This is a genomic window from Kiritimatiellia bacterium (assembly GCA_026417735.1).
In the GTDB taxonomy this organism is placed as follows: Bacteria; Verrucomicrobiota; Kiritimatiellia; order PWTM01; family PWTM01; genus CAACVY01.
The window spans coordinates 154499-171905 of the sequence record JAOACR010000007.1; the positions used below are offsets into that span (position 1 = coordinate 154499).

Annotated in this window: 13 protein-coding genes and 1 pseudogene; 10 read left to right on the forward strand and 4 right to left on the reverse strand. The window is 69.2% G+C overall.

The window, feature by feature from the left end; genetic code table 11:
- The first annotated feature begins 1 nt into the window (after nt 1).
- From N2652_03185 to speA, 8 genes are all read left to right on the forward strand, one after another.
- Nucleotides 2-985 (forward strand): hypothetical protein, encoded by a 984-nt coding sequence (locus tag N2652_03185; GenBank protein ID MCX7818203.1) that lies wholly within the window; start codon nt 2-4, stop codon nt 983-985.
- A complete protein-coding gene (locus N2652_03190; protein ID MCX7818204.1) occupies nt 982-1977 on the forward strand; it encodes a VWA domain-containing protein in 996 nt (331 codons plus the stop codon). Before N2652_03185 ends, N2652_03190 begins: the two co-directional genes overlap by 4 nt.
- Nucleotides 1974-3800: a VWA domain-containing protein gene (locus N2652_03195; protein MCX7818205.1), complete on the forward strand. Its 1827-nt coding sequence runs from the start codon at nt 1974-1976 to the stop codon at nt 3798-3800. The genes N2652_03190 and N2652_03195 overlap by 4 nt, the downstream gene beginning before the upstream one ends.
- A gap of 156 nt (nt 3801-3956) precedes the next feature.
- Nucleotides 3957-4733 (forward strand): PEP-CTERM sorting domain-containing protein, encoded by a 777-nt coding sequence (locus N2652_03200; protein ID MCX7818206.1) that lies wholly within the window; start codon nt 3957-3959, stop codon nt 4731-4733.
- Nucleotides 4734-4838: 105 nt separating this feature from the next.
- Complete coding sequence (locus N2652_03205; GenBank protein ID MCX7818207.1) at nt 4839-6686, forward strand: BatD family protein; 1848 nt, start codon at nt 4839-4841, stop codon at nt 6684-6686.
- A 2-nt stretch (nt 6687-6688) separates the two neighbouring features.
- On the forward strand, nt 6689-7495 hold the full coding sequence (locus N2652_03210) for a tetratricopeptide repeat protein (GenBank protein ID MCX7818208.1): 807 nt from the start codon (nt 6689-6691) through the stop codon (nt 7493-7495).
- A 101-nt stretch (nt 7496-7596) separates the two neighbouring features.
- Entirely contained in the window at nt 7597-8409 is an 813-nt protein-coding gene (gene ppk2, locus N2652_03215; GenBank protein MCX7818209.1) for a polyphosphate kinase 2, read from the forward strand.
- Between the two features lie 82 nt (nt 8410-8491).
- Nucleotides 8492-10405: a biosynthetic arginine decarboxylase gene (gene speA / locus N2652_03220; protein ID MCX7818210.1), complete on the forward strand. Its 1914-nt coding sequence runs from the start codon at nt 8492-8494 to the stop codon at nt 10403-10405.
- A gap of 29 nt (nt 10406-10434) precedes the next feature.
- On the opposite strand, the gene N2652_03225 is transcribed toward speA, so the two are convergent.
- Together N2652_03225 and N2652_03230 are read right to left on the reverse strand one after the other, a co-directional pair.
- Complete coding sequence (locus N2652_03225) at nt 10435-11244, reverse strand: tRNA threonylcarbamoyladenosine dehydratase (protein ID MCX7818211.1); 810 nt, start codon at nt 11242-11244, stop codon at nt 10435-10437.
- On the reverse strand, nt 11241-12056 hold the full coding sequence (locus tag N2652_03230; protein ID MCX7818212.1) for a TatD family hydrolase: 816 nt from the start codon (nt 12054-12056) through the stop codon (nt 11241-11243). Before N2652_03230 ends, N2652_03225 begins: the two co-directional genes overlap by 4 nt.
- 89 nt (nt 12057-12145) lie before the next feature.
- Between N2652_03230 and N2652_03235 the strand changes: the two genes are divergently transcribed.
- Nucleotides 12146-13420, forward strand: coding sequence for a hypothetical protein (locus N2652_03235; GenBank protein MCX7818213.1), 1275 nt, complete (start codon nt 12146-12148; stop codon nt 13418-13420).
- Between the two features lie 59 nt (nt 13421-13479).
- Here N2652_03235 and N2652_03240 read toward each other — a convergent pair whose 3' ends face one another.
- The gene (locus N2652_03240) at nt 13480-14424 is read right to left on the reverse strand and encodes a M28 family peptidase (protein MCX7818214.1); all 945 of its coding nucleotides are present in this window, start codon (nt 14422-14424) and stop codon (nt 13480-13482) included.
- Nucleotides 14418-15833, reverse strand: a complete 1416-nt coding sequence (locus N2652_03245; GenBank protein ID MCX7818215.1) for an MATE family efflux transporter — start codon at nt 15831-15833, stop codon at nt 14418-14420. Before N2652_03245 ends, N2652_03240 begins: the two co-directional genes overlap by 7 nt.
- A 316-nt stretch (nt 15834-16149) precedes the next feature.
- Between N2652_03245 and N2652_03250 the strand changes: the two are divergent.
- A pseudogene (locus N2652_03250) lies at nt 16150-17160 on the forward strand (lyase family protein).
- The last annotated feature ends 247 nt before the right edge of the window (nt 17161-17407 follow it).

The window sequence follows — 17407 nt, forward strand, 5'->3', positions numbered from 1 at the left end:
GATGGTTGGTTTTTCCGCGATGGTTGCGGCTTGCCGCAGTCGTCCAGCCGCCTTCGTGCTGCTGTTGATGGCGGGATGCGCTGACCCCACGCCGAGGCCGGCACGATGGAGGGAGACGAACGGGCCGGTGCGCGTTGAGGTCGAATGGCCGACCAATCAGTTCGGTGTGGGAGAACCGGCCCGGGTGCGGCTGTGGGTGGACCACCCCGTGGGAGGAACGCCGGCGGTGGTCGAACCGGCGGGTGCGAGCAATCAGGTGATCGTGCTGGAACGGCAGGTGCGTCCGGGCCGGCGGCGGGGAGAACGGGCGGTTCACGAGTGGCGGTGGCGCGTGACCTCGTTTGAGTTTGGGCGTCACGCGCTGTGGACCGGTTTTCCCGTCGTTGTGGCGGCTGAAGGCCGGGTCGAGTTCCCGGTGTGTCCCGCCGCGATTGACGTGGTGCCAGTCCGGGACGCCCGTCAGAGCGACTGGGGGCCGCTGAAGGGGCCGGCCGTCTGGCCGGGCAGATTTCCGCGGTGGCTGTGGGTGTTCGGTTTGATCGCCGCCCTCGCTGCTGCGCTCGGCTGGGGAACCGCACGGCTTCTTCGACGGCCCCCACCGCCCCCGCCGCCGCCTCCGCCGCCCGATCGTGTGGCGCTGGCCGCGCTGGAGCGACTGCGTGCATCTGGTGCGATGGAGGCTGGGCAGACGGAATATGTGTACGTGGAGCTCTCCCGCATCGTGCGCGCATATCTGGAGGCGCGGTTCGGGTTGCATGCGCCCGAACGCACCACGGAGGAGTTTCTCCGCGAGGCGGCGGAGTCTGGCGCGTTGGCCGCGACACATCAGGCCTGCCTGAAGAACTTTTTGACCGCCTGTGACTTGGTGAAATTCGCTCGGGAGCGGCCAGGGGCAGACGAGATGCTCTCCGCCTTCGAGACGGCGCGGCAGTTTGTCGAGGAGACGGCGCCGGCCGCGGGGGCGGCGCAGGAGCAGCCGCGGTGACGTTTCACGATCCATGGTGGCTGCTGGCGTTGACGCTGGTACCGGCCGCGGTGTGGTTCTGCGCGCGACCGGCCGCGCGTGGGCGGGTATGGTTTTCGGACGGGGCGGCGCTCGCGCGGCTGCCGGCGACGCCGGCGACGCGGGTGGCAGCGCTGCTTCCGCTGCTGCACGGTGCGGGTCTCGGGTGTTTGATTGTTGCGCTTGCGCGGCCGCAGCGGGGACTCGAAGACAGCGTCGTGCGCACCGATGCGGTGGACATCGTGCTGGTTGCGGACGTGTCGCCCTCGATGGCGGCCGAGGACTTCTCCACGCGCCAACGGCGAATGAACCGGCTCGACGCCGCCAAGCGGGTGATGGACGAGTTTGTGCGGGCGCGGGCGAACGACCGCCTCGGCCTGGTTGTCTTTGCGGGCTGGCCGTACACCGCCGCACCGCTGACGGTGGACCACGCCTGGTTGCGACAGCGGATTGCGGAACTGCGCGTCGGGATGGTCGGCGACGGTACCGCGATCGGCTCGGCGCTGGCCGCCGCGGTGAACCGGCTTCGGGAAAGCCGCGCGAAGAGTCGCGTTGTGGTGCTGCTGACCGACGGCATGAACAACGCCGGCTCGATATCGCCGGACGACGCCGCGCTGGCGGCCGCGGCGCTTGGGGTGAAGGTGTACACAGTCGGCGCCGGCACGCGCGGCACTGCCCCAGTGCCGGTGCAGACGCCGTTTGGCGTACAGTACGTGCCCCAGGCGGTGGAGATTGACGAGGCGCTGCTGCAGCGCATCGCCGCGGAGACGGGGGGGCAGTATTTTCGGGCCACGGATCTCGCCTCGCTGGAGGAGGTGTATCGGCAAATCGACCGGATGGAGAAGACGCCGATCGAGAGTCGTCGCTATCTTCGATATGAGGAGCGCTTCAGCGGTTGGGCGGTCGCGTCGGCGCTGCTGTTGCTGCTGGAGACGGTGCTAGGGCTTTCGCGGTTTGGGAGGCTGCCGCCGTGATCGCATGGGGGCGGCCGGGGCTGTTGTGGCTACTGCCCGTCTGCGTACTGCTGGCGCGGGTGGCATGGTGGATGCTGCGCCGCCGCGAGCGGGCGCTCGCCGAGCTGATCGAGCCCGCTCTATGGCCCGCTGTGGTCCCGCGTCATGATCGCCGCCGCGTCTGCCGGCGGCTGGCGCTTCGGTTTTCGGCGCTGGCGCTGATCGGCGTTGCACTGGCGCGGCCGCAGTGGGGGGAGCGCGAAGAGGTTGCTCGGCGGCGGGGGTTGCAGATTGTCGTTGCGTTGGATGTTTCGAAAAGCATGCTGGCGACGGATCTGAAACCGTCCCGCCTGCAACAGGCGAAGTGGGGTGTGCGGGATTTGGTGGCGCGGCTTCGCGGCGACCGAATCGGCCTGGTTGCGTTTGCGGGCAACGCGTTTGTGCAGTGCCCGCTGACTTCTGACTATGGCGCGTTTTTGATCCTGCTCGACGATGTGTCCACCGACACCATCCCTCGCGGCGGCACCGCGGTCGGCGCGGCAATCCGCACCGCGCTGGCTGCGTTCGATGCGGAGGCCGGCGGGGACCGGGTGCTGATGCTGGTCACCGACGGGGAGAGCCACGAGGATGATCCGCTGGAGACGCTCGACGAGCTGCGCGCCCGGGGAGTGCGGGTGTATGCGGTCGGCGTTGGGTCTCCGGAGGGCGAGCTGATCCCGCTGCCGGATGGAGGTTTTCTGAAAGATCGCGCCGGCCGTGTGGTGAAGGCAGGGCTCCGCGAAGACGTGCTCACAAAACTCGCCGCGGGCAGCGGCGGCGCGTATGTGCGTGCGGCGCCGGGCGACTTCGGTCTGGACCGGCTCTACGAGGAGCATGTGAGCCGGCTTCAGCGCGCGGAGCAGGAAGCCCGGCTACTGCGCACCGGTGAGGAGCGGTTTTCGCTCTTCCTCGCCGCGGCAGCCTTGATGCTGATCCTGGAAGTGGTGCTCCGCGGCACACCGCCGGCGGTGCGGGCGGGGGGTGCGGCCGCGTTGCTCCTGCTCTCCACGGTCGGGGCGCCGGCGGCGGGGGGTGGGGCCCGGGAGCGCATGGAGGAAGGTCTCCGTCACTTCCGCGCCAATCGTTGGCACGAGGCCGCCGCCGCGTTCGATGCTGCCGCGAAGGCGGCGCCGGCCGAGCGGCTCGATGCGGCCGCCGCCCGTCTTAACGAGTCGCTCGCCCGGTTGCGTGCGGGCGAGAGCGCCGCGGCGGAGACCGCGCTGGAGCACGCGATGCGGACCGCCGACCGTTCGCTGTTGGCCGATGCACTCTATAACCGTGGCTGGATGCGCGCGCAGCGGGCATCCGCGGCCCGAGAGGGCGGTCGTTTGCCGGAGGCGCAGACGAACGCGGCGATGGCACTCACCGATTTTCGGGACGTGTTGCTGCTGCGCCCCTCTGACCACGACGCACGGGTCAACTACGAGCTCGCGCGCGAATTGCTGGCTGAGATTACACGGCAAATCACGAACGCGCCGTCGCCGACGCAGCCCGAGCCCAGCAGCTCGCCGGCCGGCGCACCGCAAGAGTCCGCTCAGCCGGCCGAATCCGGCAACGAGATGCCTCCCCAGTCCACGCCGCAGCCCCGCTCTGAGGACGCCAGCCAGCCGGCCGACGCCGCACCGCAACCGGCGGAGGCGAGCGGCGAGAGTGGGCCGCAGACGATGCCGGCGCAACGGCGCCGAGGCCGGATGACGCCGGAAGAGGCCGAGATGCTGCTGGATCAGATCAAGGCGGAGGAGGCGGCGATTCGCTGGAAGACACGTTCTCGCGCTCCTCCAGTACCAGTGGAGAAAGACTGGTAAGCGGCGGGCGGGCGCTCTTTCCGGGTTGCTCGGAGTGCGGGAAAAATTTAGCAAATTTCTTGCAATTGCCCTCTTGCGCGAGCGGGATCGATTTGCGATCGTATGGGCCAGAAGCTGGGGCGCTCTGCGGGGCGCTGCAGTTTTGAGGAGAGAGGTATGAGCCGGAAGGTCGTATTGGGGCTGGTTGCGCTCGCGTGGGCGGCGCGCGCGCAGATCATCAACATCAACAACGCGACGTCGTTCTCATACTCCCAGAATTTCAACACGCTCGCCAGCAGCGGAAGCGGGAACTCCTGGACGGATAACTCGACCATTCCCGGCTGGTGGTGGGATTCAAACAACGCGGCCCGGAACCCCGATAGCTACGGCTACATCGCCGATCCGGGAACGGACACGACGGGTGCAGGTCACAGCTACGGGGCGTCGGGCAGCAGCGAACGCGCGATCGGCGCACTCTCCTCCTCGGGAACCGACATCAGTATCGGTGTGCAGTTTGTCAACGGGTCGGGCAGCCCGATTTCGCTCGCGAACATTCTGATCAGCTATGTGGGCGAGCAGTGGCGACGGCAAACCGCCGCGCAGACGTTGACCTTCAGCTACCAGATCTCCTCGTCTCCGATCGCGAACACCTTGAGCGGGACGTGGACTCCTCAGACGGCGCTCAACTTCACGGGGCCGCAAGTGGGCTCGGCAGGTGCGATTGACGGTAACAGCCCGGCGAACCAGGTGTCCTTCTCGAGTGTGCCGCTGGCGTCGTCCGGCTCGCTGGGCAGTGGCCAGTATCTGATGCTGCGCTGGTACAAGACGGGGACCTCCTCGCCGGGGCTGGCGGTGGACGACTTCCAGCTGGCGGTGGTGCCGGAGCCCGGGTCTGTCGCGATGCTGGCGCTGGGCGCGACGTTGGTCAAAGCACTACGCCGGCGGCGGCGTTAAGCTCTCACTCCGCTGTGCGCCGGACGCGACGCCGCCCTCGCGAAGGGGCGGCGTTGCTGTTTTGAGGGAGTCGGGGGAGGCTGCGGCACGAGGGAGGCGCGGCGCTTGCGTCTCGAACGCAGCCGCCGCATCGTGGTCCAACTCACGGTGGCGATGTTCCGGGGGCGGATCAAGATTGGGCTGGGTAGTTGTGTGGCGGCCGCCGCGCTGATGCTCGCGCTCCGCGAGCCGGTGGTCGCGGGCGAGCCGGCCGTGCTCTTCGACGTTCAGCCGCGCGTGCTGGCGGTCGGAGAGACCGCGTTGGCGACGATCATGCTGCGCAATCTGGATGGTGCGGACGCCCCCTCGCCGCCCTCGACGGACGCCTTTCGAGTCGAGCCTGCAGGCGTGGAGCACCGGTTGCAGATGAGCGGCGGGGCGGCGGATCGGTGGGTCGTTCACAAGTTTGCGTTGACCGCGCTAAAAGCCGGCGAGCACACGATCGGGCCGTTGCGAGTGGCGGCGGGGGGGCGCGTCTGGGAGCTTCCGGCGGTGCGGCTGAGTGTGGCGCCGGCGGCCGCTGGCGCCGGTGCGGGAGTGGAGGCTCGCGCGATGGCACGCCTCCGACTGAACAAATCGTCGGTGTATGTGCACGAGCCGTTTACGATTGAGATTGACCTGCTCAGCCACGGCGTCGAACTGGACCGGCAGGTGGAGCTGCAGAACATGCCGACCGCCGGTCTGAAGATCGGGCCGTTTGCGGAACTGCCGTTGCGCCGCGAAATCGTGGAGGGGGAGGTGTTCGATGTGCGGACGTTCCGAGCGGAGGCACGCGCGCTGAACTCTGGAGAGTTGCCTCTGCAACCGGTGCTGAGTGCGCAGGCGATCGTGCGGCGTGGCCGCCGGTCCAGTGATCCGCTGTTCGGCCCGTTTGAGGATTTCTTCGTGGGCACGCCCTTTGAGCGCGTGGAGCGCCGCCCTGTGGTGTTGCCGGCCGCGCCGGTGACGCTGACGGTCCGGCCGCTGCCGCTGGAAGGTCGGCCGGAGTCGTTCAGTGGTGCGGTCGGGGCGTGCACGTGGGATGTGGAGGTGCGTCCGATGGAGGTGAACGCGGGCGAACCGGTGACGATCACGATGACGATCCGGGGTGACGCGAACCTCGACACCGTCCGCGCGCCGACGGTGCGGCTAGGGCCGGAATTCCGGGTGTATGAACCGCGTCTGGTGTCGCGGCCGGGTCGGGACGAGAGGGAGCGCGTATTCGAGCAGATCGTGATTCCGCGCGACGAGACCGCCCGCGAGATTCCCGCGCTGGCGTTCGCCTATTTTGATCCCATCGAAGGGAAGTACCGCGAGTTGGTGCGGGGGCCTTTTCCGCTGGTTGTCCGGCCCCAGACCAACGGTGCCGCCGCGCTGCGGGTGAGTGTGCCGGTTGGGGGAGCGACTGGACCGCAGGTGGTTTCGGAAGGGACGGAGATCGCTTATTTGAAGAGCGTGCCGGTGCGCCCGCGACGGGGGCTTCAGCCCTCGCCGGTGGGCGTCGCGTTGAACGTGGTTGCGCCTCCGCTGCTGGCGGCCGCGGTGCTCGGTTGGGTTCGGCGGCGCGAGCGGATCGCATCGGATCCGGCGCTCGCGCGACGCGCGCGCGCGCCCCGGGCGGCGCGGGCGGCGGTCCGGCGGATGCGCGAAGCCGTGGGAGGAAACGCGAGAGAGTTTTACGACGCGATGTGGAGCGCGCTGACCAGTTACTTTGGCGACCGGTTGAACCTACCACCTGGCGATGTGGACGCGGAGCGGGTGCTCGCCGCATTCGGACCGGCGATCGAGGAACCTGTGCGGCGGGCCATTGCGGAGCTGTTCGCGCAGTGTGCGTCGGCGCGGTTTGGGGGGGGAGAGGCGCCGGCGTCGGTGCGGCGGGAGCAGCTCGACCGGCTGCTCGGGGTGCTCGCGCGTTGCGAGCGGGTGCGGCGGTGAGGGTGGCCGCACACACGGCGATGGCGGTGCTGGCGCTGTGGTTTGCCGCGGTCGCAGCGGGGGCGGAGCCGAGGTGGCCGGAGGCGGCGGCGGCCTACGATGGGGGGCGGTATGCCGAGGCGGCGGCGATATGGGAGCGGGCGCTGCGGGAGGGAGCGGACGACGCGGCGCTCTGGTTCAACGTCGGCAACGCGCGGTTCCGCCTCGGCCGGTTGGGTGCGGCGGTTGCTGCGTTCCGTCGTGCATGGCGGCTGGCACCGCGCGATCCGCAGATTCTGGGGAACCTCCGGTTGGCGATGGAGGCGGGCGGTGCGTCGCCGCCCCGCCGGCGCTGGTACGAAGAGATGCTGGAGCGCCTGTCCGTGGACGAAGCGCGATGGTTGGGGCAGGCCGGCTGGTGGGCGTTGTGGGGGCTGCTGACGGCGGCGCGGGCGGTGGGCGCGAGCGCGGCGGCGCCATGGCTGCGGCGGGCGGCGGTGGTGGCGGCGTGCGCGGCGGCGCTGGGGGGGGCGGCCGTCTGGCACGGTCGGCGGCTCGACGCGGAGCACGTCGTGGTGGCAGCGGGCCGCAGCGCGCAGTTTGCGCCGCTCGACACTGCGCGTGCCCATTTCACGTTGCCGCTCGGGTCGGTCGTGGAGGTGGTGGAAGTTCGCGGGGAGTGGCGGCGAATCCGGCTCGACGGACGCGATGGATGGGTGCGCGCGGACGCGCTGTTGCCGGTGGCCGACGCCGCCTCGGCGGAGGGTGGGGCGCTGCGGCTGCGTGCGGAGGAGACCTCGCCCGAACCGGCGGGTCGCGGCGCGGATTGACCTGATGCTGGGGGTGGACTATTTCGATGCGGGGGGCCACGGTGGCCCGCCAGTGAACCGGAGGCCGCAGCGGGGTGAGCGAACGGGGCCGGTCAGAACGGGTGGAGGAGCTGGGTGACATTGCACCGGCCCCCCGCCCGAAGCTGAAGCGAAAGTTCTACGAGCGCGAGCTGGCGCGGCTGCAGCGCGAGCTGGTGCGCTGGCAGGATTGGATCAAGTACAAGGCGCTGCGCGTGGTGCTCGTCTTCGAGGGCCGTGACGCGGCGGGCAAGGGCGGGGCGATCAAGCGGATCACGGAGTGTCTGAACCCGCGGGGCTGCACGGTGGTCGCGTTGCCGAAGCCCACCGAGCGCGAGCGCACTCAGTGGTACTTCCAGCGGTATGTCGCGCATCTGCCCGCCGCGGGCGAAATCGTGATCTTCGACCGGTCCTGGTACAACCGCGCCGGCGTCGAGCGCGTAATGGGATTTTGTACGAAGGCGGAGGTGGAGGAGTTTTTCCGCTCCTGTCCCGAGTTCGAGCGGATGCTGGTCCGTTCCGGCATCCGACTGATCAAGTACTGGTTTTCGGTTAGCCTCGAGGAGCAGGAGCGGCGGTTTCAGGCGCGGCTGCGCGACCCAACGAAGCGCTGGAAGCTCAGCCCGATTGATCTGGCCGCGCGGATGAAGTGGGAGGAATACTCGCGGGCGAAGGACGAGATGTTCCGTTATACCGACATTCCGGAGGCGCGCTGGCACGTGGTGGAGGCGGACGACAAACGGCGGGCGCGGCTGAACTGCATCCGGCATCTGCTCGAGCAGATTCCGTACCGGTCGGTGCCGCGTCCGCGGATCCGGCTGCCGCCGCGGCCGCCGCCGCGCGGCTATCGACGCGCGCCGAAGTACACTCAACTGTTCGTGCCGGACCGCTACTGATGGAGGCGTCTTGCCAGCCGCCGCCGCGCAGCTACCATGCGCGGAGTTTTTGGCGGTGCGAGCGGGAGAGCAGACCACGAGGATGAATACCGACGTTCTCGCGCGGTGGACGACGGAACAGGCGGCGGAGCTCTACGGCATTCGTCATTGGGGGCGGGGCTACTTCGAGATTTCGCCCGAGGGCGAGGTGTTGGTTCGACCGGAACGCCGGCCGGACGCACCGGCGGTCAGTTTGATGGACATCGTCTCGGGACTGCGCGACCGCGGGCTCTCGCTGCCGGTGCTGGTGCGGTTTGAGGATATTTTGCGGTCGCGCATCGACCTGCTGAACACGAGCTTCCAGCACGCGATCCGGGAGGCTGGCTACCGCGGCGTGTACCGCGGCGTCTATCCGATCAAGGTGAACCAGCAGCAGCAGGTGATCGAGCGGATCGCGGAGTTCGGTCGCGCCTGGCACTACGGGTTCGAGGCTGGCAGCAAGGCCGAGCTGATCGCGGCGCTGGCCTATCTGGACGATCCAGAGGCGCTGATCGTGTGCAACGGCTACAAGGACGAGGAGTTTGCGGACCTCGCGCTGTATGGGCGCAAGCTCGGTCTGCAGACGGTGTTGGTGCTCGACAGGCCGGAAGAGCTGCCGCTGGTGATCGAGCGGGCACGGCGCGCGGGCGTGCGGCCGGTGCTCGGCGTGCGCGCAAAGCTCTCCACGCGCGGCAGTGGCCACTGGACCGACTCCGCGGGCGACCGCGGCATGTTCGGGCTGACGATCTCCCAGGTCATCGAAGTGGTGGACCGGCTACGCGCGGCCGGTCTGCTCGACTGCCTTCGAATGCTGCACTTCCACATCGGATCCCAGATTCCGAACATCCGCATCATCCAGAACGCCTGCCGCGAGGCCTCACGGCTGTATGCGGGCCTCGTCGCGGAGGGCGCGCCGATGGGCTATCTGAACGTCGGCGGCGGCCTGGCGGTGGACTACGACGGTTCGCACACCAGCTTTGCCTGCAGCAGCAACTACACGATGCAGGAGTACGCGGACGACATCGTCGAGTGGGTCGGCCGCGCCATGGATGAGAGCGGCGTGGAGCATCCGACGCTCGTCAGCGAGTCCGGCCGCGCGGTCGTCGCGCACCACTCGGTGCTGCTGTTCAACGTGCTCGGCGTCACGCGGTTCGAGGCGACGCCACCGCCGGACCGGCTGCCCGAGGGTGCGCCGGAGGCGCTTGCGAATCTCCACGAAGTGCTGCGCTCGCTGAACGTGAAGAACGTGCAGGAGTGCTATCACGACGCGGTGTTCTACCGGGACGAGATTCGCGCATTGTTCGAGCACGGCCTGACCGATCTGCGTACCCGCGCGCTTGCGGACCGCATCTTTTGGAGCGTGATGGTCCGCATCAACGAGCTGCTGGGCGAGTGCACGTATGTGCCGGAGGAGCTGCGCGGCATCCCCACCGCGCTCGCGGACGTCTACCACGCGAACTTCAGCGTGTTCCAGTCCCTGCCGGACGTGTGGGCGATTGACCAGCTGTTCCCGATCATGCCGGTCCATCGGCTGAACGAGCGGCCGACCCGGCTGGGCACGATCTCGGACATCACCTGCGATTGCGACGGAAAGATCACGCGCTTTGTGGACCTGCACGACGTGCGCACCGCGCTGCCGCTGCACGAGCTTGACGGCCGGGAGTACGTGCTGGGTGTGTTTCTGGCCGGTGCCTATCAGGAGACGCTCGGGGATCTCCACAACCTCTTCGGCGACACAAACGTTGCGAACATCCGCGTCGGCGAGGGGAACCGCATCGAGTACGTTCGAGAGTTCGATGGTGACACCGTCGCCGACGTGCTCTCGTACGTGGAGTACAACCCGGCAGAAATGGTCGAGCGGGTGCGGGCCACCGCGGAGCGCGCGGTGCGCAACGGCTGGATCAGCGCGCAGGAGCGTCGCGAGATCATGGACGCGTACGAGGCGGGTCTGCGCGGCTACACGTACTTCGAGCGTTGAGCGCCGCAAGGGCGGTGGCCCGGTCGCGATCAGCCGGCGGCGCCGTCGCGTGACCGGTCAGTGGCGCTGCGCGCGTCGGCCAGGTGCAGGATCACCTCGTTGGCGGCGATCAGGCCGAACATGCCGGTGAGGGTCGGCAGACTGCCGAGCGCGCGGCGCGGGCGGCCGCGGCGGAACGCAAACTCCGGAGGCGGCGGGTCGGCGGCGGCCAGCGCGCGCCGCGGTGCCGGCTCCAGCGAGTACACGCAGCGGATGCCGCGCTCGATGCCGAGCGCCCGAAGCCGGCGGCGCACCCATCGAGCGAGCGGACAGCGCTCGGTCGCTGAGATATCCGCGACGCGAATGGCGAGGGGGTCGGTGCGGGTGGCCGCGCCCATCGCGGAGACGGTCCACACACCCACGCGATGCGCGGTGGCAAGCAGGGCGACCTTCGGGCCAAGGCTGTCGATCGCGTCCACCAGCGCGTCCGGCGGCTCCCGGAAGAGCGTGCCGACGGTGTCGGCGGCGATGAAGAGTCGCGACGTCTCCACCGTGCACTGGGGATGAATGTCGCGGACGCGCTCCGCGGCGACTTCCACCTTTGGCCGGCCAAGGGTGGAGGTGAGCGCGAAGAGCTGCCGGTTTAGGTTGCTTGGCTGGACGACGTCGAAATCCACCAGTCGCAGCCGTCCGATGCCGGCGCGCGCGAGCGCCTCGACCGCGTAGGAACCGACCGCGCCAAGACCGGCGACGAGCACCGTCGCGCGGCGCAGCCGCTCCATCGCGGCCGGTCCCAGCAGCGCGAGCGTTCGGGAAAAGCACGCATCGGCGGACATGGGCGGCGGAGGATTCGGGGTCATTCGCCGTTGAAACAGCGGTGCGCGTTTGCGGCAAGACGCGCCGCCCACTCCTCGGTCGTGCCACCTCGTAGCTCGGCGATGCGCTCGACCACGCGGGGCAGGTTCGCCGGCTCGTTGGGGAGCTGGGGGGACGGCGTCGCCTCCCGCCAGGGTGGCAAGTCGGGTGCATCGGTTTCTGCGAGCAGCCGGTCCGGTGGCGCCAAGACGACGGCGGCGGGACCTCGACGGTTTCGCGGCCACGTCAGAGTGCCGGAAAAGGAAAAGTACGCGCCCAGCGCTGCCAGCGAGCGCACCTGCTCAGCGCCACCGCCGTAGGAGTGGAGCACAAAACCGTGCGCGAAGGGCGCTAGCGATTCAAGCCGGGCTCGCATCAGATCCCACGCGCGGCGGCAGTGCACAGTGAACGGCCGTTGGAGATCGATCGCAAGGCGCACTTGCCTCTCGAACAGGTCCAGCTGGAGCTCTATCGGGCCGGCCGCCCCGGCGCGGTCCAGACCGATTTCGCCGACGGAGGCCCGCGGATCGGCCTCTAGACGCCGCCGGAGCTCGTCGTGCCAGCCGGGCGCCGCGCGGTTGACATACAGCGGGTGGACGCCATACGCGGGCAACACCATTTCGGGAAACCGTTCGGCGAGCGCGGCGACGGCCGGCCAGTCGTCCGGTGAAGTGCCGTTCACGACGATCCGGGCAACTCCCGCCGCCCGCGCACGGGCAAGGATCTCTGAGTGGCGGCCGTCGAAGACCGCATCCTGCAGGTGCGCGTGGCAGTCCCAGAGACCGTCCCAACGGGGCAAGATGCGGGCCAGATCCATGGGGTCATTGTCCGTGGCGCTCCGCGTCGCCGCAAGCGGGCGATGCTTGACGCCGCAGCGCACGCGGGATGGAATGCGGCGGTTCGACGATGAAACGCGATTGGAGCCGGAGAGAGTGGCTGGCGTGCGTGGCGGGAGTGGGGGCGGGCACGGGCGTGCTCCGCGCCGCGACGCCGAAGGACGAGGAGGAGTGTCACGCGCCGGTGCGGCCGATCACGCGCGGCCCAGGGTTTCATTGGTTTGGTTACTACGACAAGGAGCAGTTTTCCACCGATGGCCGGCTGGTGCTGGGCAATCGGGTGACGTTCGAGCATCGCTCGCCGACCGCAGAGGACCGCATCGAGCTCGGGATGGTGGATCTGCAGGACGGCGACCGATGGGTGCGCCTCGGCTCGACGCGGGCGTGGAACTGGCAGCAGGGGTGCATGCTGCAGTGGCGGCCCGGGCACCCGGATGAGGTGATTTGGAACGACCGCGAGGGCGATGACTTCGTCGCGCGGATTCGAAATGTCCGCACCGGCGCGGAGCGGGTTATCGGATCGCCGGTCTACGCCATCTCGCCCGACGGTCGGTGGGCGGTGGCGCCGGACTTCCGCCGGTTGCATGACGTGCGTCCCGGTTACGGATACGCGGGAGTGCCGGATCCGCGCGCGGACGTTTCCGCGCCAGACGACACCGGCATCTGGCGCGTTGAACTGGAGACGGGCCGCTCCACATTGATCCTCTCCTTTGCGGCGATGGTCGCCTGGGATCCGCCGCCGGGCGGGTTCCCGGCGTCCGCGAAGCACTGGGCCAATCATCTTCTCGTTTCGCCGGACGGCGCTCGCTTCGCGTTCTTGCACCGGTGGCGCTCGCCGGCGGAGGGCACGTCGTGGAAGACGCGGATGATCACCGCCTCGGCCGAGGGGCGCGACCTCCATGTGCTGATCCCGAACGGAAAGGTGTCGCACTTCGTCTGGAGGGATCCGCTTCACATTCTGGCGTATGCGGGAGTGGGCGACGAGGCGAGGCAGTGGGCGTTCCAAGTGTTTCAAGATCGTACGCGCGAGGCGGCACCGGTGGCCGGGATGCTGAAGGTCGACGGCCACTGTACCTATCTGCCGGGACGGCGGAACGAGTGGATTCTTTGCGACACGTACCCAGACCGCCGGCGCGGACGCGAACAGGCCCTCTATGTGGTCCACGTCCCCAGCGGCCGCCGGCTTGTGTTGGGTCGGTTTCCTTCCCCGGAGGTGTACGAGGGCGAGTGGCGTTGCGATCTTCATCCGCGCAGCAGCCGTGACGGACGCCGGGTCTGCATCGACTCTGCGCACGGAGGGGACGGGCGCCAGATGTATTTGATCGAGCTCGCCGGGATTGTGTGAGGTTCCCCGCGGCGCCGATCGGAATCAGGAGTGGGGGGAGGGTCGGCGTTCGGTCGCGTTCAGCGGGATTGACCGTGTTCCGCTGGAGCCCGGGCGAGGGCGTCCAACGCGGTCGCCAGCGCGAGGCGAGCGGCGATTTCGAGGCTGCGCGGCGAGAGCCGGTCGAGCGTATCTTGCGGTGTGTGCCAGTAGTCGTTCCGGCCGGGAGCGGAGCCATATTCGAAATCAATCAGGTCGACCGCGGGCATCCCGGCTTCGAGAAAGGGGACGTGGTCGTCGAGGATTGGCCCCGGCGCGAGCCGGAGCAGATCGCGCACGCCGAGCCGCTCAGCAGCGCGCATCAGTGCGCCGGCCAGTTCAGGCGAACTGTTGCGGGGGAGTGTGAAGCCCAGGTCACGGTCGCCGACCATGTCCACGATGATCACCGCGCGCACGCGCCGGTGGAGGCGTTCGCGCACAAGGCGGGCGGCGAGTCGCCGGCTTCCGTGCAGTCCATCGGCCGGGCCGTAGGCGACGCGGCACTCTTCGCCGTCGAAAAACACCAGCCACGGCTCGCACGGCCATCGCCACGCGGCGCCGGCGCGCGCGATCTCGAGCAGCACACCGACGCCCGAGCCGGAGTCGTTCGCGCCCTGAAACCCGGGAATGCCGTCCTTTGTGTCGTAGTGCGCACCGAAGATGACAATGTCGGGCTTCGCGCCGGGTCGCCGGCCCACGATGTTGCGGAAAGTCGTCGGGCGGCCGGCCGCGGGTTCGGTGAACTGGTCCACTTCCACGGTCCAGCCGAGCGCCTCGAGGCGGTCGCGGAGCCAGGCGGCGGCGCGTGCGGCGCCGTCGGTGCCAGCGGCTTTGGGGCCGAGCGCGACGAAGGCGGCGGTCTCCGCGAACGCGCGCGCGCCGTCCAGCGCGGCCGGTTCCGGGGGCGGGCCGCGCCGCGCGCAGCCGGCCACCGTGATCGCCGCGAGCGCGAACGACGCGATCGGGCGAGCAGGCTTTCTCAGCACGGCGCGACTCCGTCTGGCGTGGCGCCGTCATGCGGCAGCACCCGGATCGAGCTCCAACGCCCGCCGAGAAATCGTGCGATATATCCGACGCCCATCACCAGAATGTACACGCAACACCAAAGCCATGCGGCCATCAAGCCGCCGCCGAACACACCGACGATCACCAGCAATCCACCGACAAACACGCCGTAGGCCATCAGCAGCGAGAAGGTCATCACGAAGCGGGTGTCGCCGGCGCCCTTCAATGCGCCCGCGATCGCAAGGTCCGCCGCGTCGCCAGTGCTCCAGACCGCCAGCATTGTGAGCAGCCGCCGTGCGATCGGTGCGACCGCCGCGTGGGGCACCGCGCCGCGGCCGCGGTCGGTGAATACGGCGATGTACATCTCCGGCGCCAGCACGTAGGAGAGACCGACCGCCCCCATGTAGCCGGCGGCCATGGCGAGTGCGTTCCAGCCGGCCCGGCGGGCGAGGTCCGGGCGGCCGCGGCCCTGGTACTGGCCCACGACGATGGTGGCGGCCTGTCCGATGGCGAGCGTCGGCATGAACGCGAGCGAGTTGATGGCGAGCGCGATGTTGCTGGCGGCGTGCTCCGCGGCACCGAACCGCCCGGTGAGGAGCACGAAGAACGTGAACGAGGTCAGGTCCAGCCACATGTGCAGGCCCGCGGGTACGCCGAACCGGAGCAGCCGCCCCAGCAGGCGGAGGTCCGGCCGGAGTGCGCGGTGGGTGTGGTAGTCTCGGAGATGGGCGGGCGAAAAAAAGCGGGCGGCGAGCACGCCCGCGCTGACAAAACCAGAGATCACGGTGGCGATCGCTGCGCCGTGGATGCCCATCGCGGGCAAACCGAACCGACCGAAGATCAGCACCCAGTCGAGGCCGATGTTGAGCAGATTGCTGCTGAGATGCGCCCACATCGTGGTGCGAGTGTCACCGCGGCCGCTGAAGAAACCGGCGAAGGCGTGCGTGAGGAGCGGACCGAGGCCGCCGGCGATCAGCACGTCGAAATAGGCCAGTTCCAGCGGCAACACGTCCGCGCCGTGGCCGCTGCGCCGGAGGATCGCATGGCCGAGCGGCCGTGTCAGCCACAACAGCGGCCAGAGCGCCAGTGCCAGCAGGACCGCCTGACCGGCGGCCCGCGCGCAGAGCCGTCGGTCGCCGGCGCCGTGCGCGTGCGCGACGAGGGTACCCCCGTAGGCGACCAGACCGATCAGGCCGCTCATCATCGTGAAGGCGAGGATCCCCGCCGGTAGCGCGGCGCGGATCGCGGCATCGCTGTGGCCGGCGAGAAACAGACGGTCGAAGAACTGCATCAACGCCAGCGAGAGGGTTCCGACCGCCAAGGGGGCGGCGACGCGCGCAATCTCAAGCAGGCCGGCGGGCCGGTGCAGAAGATCGCGGGGCTCCTTCATGGGTGGGTCATCCTCTGCGTTCGGCGGGCGGGTGGCAAGACGCGAGGCGACGTGCGCTGGGCGGTCCAACGGTTGGAGCTCGATGCGGCGGTGTGATCCAAAGATTGGAGCGAATCGCGTGAGGTCGCCACACTCTGGATGGCGCCGTGTCATCGGTGCTCCCTGGAAACCGGCGGGCACCGGAGGCCGGGTGCCCGGTGTGACCGTTTGTGGGCGACCCACAGGTGGCCCGGGAGAACTGCGCATCGCGTCGCCAGGGGCGAAGGGGCGGGAGGGGGGGGTCGCGAGGCTGGATGGGCTGTGGTAGGTTGGCGATATGCTGCGGGAAGAAATCGCCAATCCGGCGTGGCGGATCGAGCGAGATGCGCTGGGTGAACTGCCGGTGCCGGCCGATGTGCTCTGGGGCATCCACACCGCTCGTGCGATCCGGAACTTTCCGTTGTCCGGTCGCCGAGTTCACCCCGGCATTGTTCGGGGTCTCGCGCTAGTGAAAAAGGCGGCCGCGCTCGCCCACCGCGAGCTTGGCGATCTCGATGCCGTGGTTGCGGACGCGATTGCGGCGGCGTGTGACGAGATTGCGGAGGGCCGTTGGGCGGACCAGTTCCCTGTGGACGCGCTGCAGGGAGGGGCGGGCACCTCGCTGAACATGAACATGAACGAAGTGCTCGCGAACCTGGCGCTGGAGCGGCTCGGTCGACCGAGGGGCGACTACGCGACGGTGCATCCGATCGAGCACGTGAACCTGCACCAGTCCACCAACGACGTGGTACCGACCGCGGTACGGTTGGCAGCCATCGCAGCGGCCCGCTCGCTGAGCGCTGCGTTTGAGGCGGTGCAGGGCGCTGCGCAGGACCGGGAGCGGGCGTTCGCCGGCATTGTAGCGATCGGGCGCACGGAGTGGCAGGAGGCGGTGCCGGTGGTGCTGGGCGCGGAGTTCGGTGCGTATGCGGACGCGTTTGCGCGCGACCGCTGGCGGGCGTTCAAGAGCGAGGAACGGCTGCGGGTCATTAACCTCGGCGGCACTGCGGTGGGCACGGGGCTCGGCGCGCCGCGGGACTACGTGTTTCTCGTTGTGGAACGTTTGCGGGAGCTCACCGGCTACGGGCTGACGCGCGCGGAGAACGGCATGGACGGCACGTCGAACGTGGACAGCCTCGTCGAGACCGCCGGCATGATCGCCGCGGGTGCCGCGAATCTGGGCAAGATGGCGCGCGATTTGCGCATTCGTCATTTCGCTGGCGAGCTGCGGCTGCCGCCGCGGCAGGTGGGGTCGTCGCTGATGCCGGGGAAGGTGAACCCGGTCATTCCGGAGGCGGTGATTTCCGCGGCGACGCGCGCGGCGGCGCTCTGCGGCCTGGTGGGGGAATATGCGGCGCAGGGGTCGGAGCGGATCAACGAGTTCATGCCGGCGCTCGCGGACGCGTGGTTGGAGGCGGCGGATCTGGTCGGGGCGGCGGCGCGGGTGATGGCGACGCACGTCCGGGAGATCGAGGCGGACGAGGCCGAGTGTCGCCGCCGACTGGACCGCAGTCCGGCGCTGGTCGCGGCGCTGGTGCCGGCGCTCGGTTACCGTC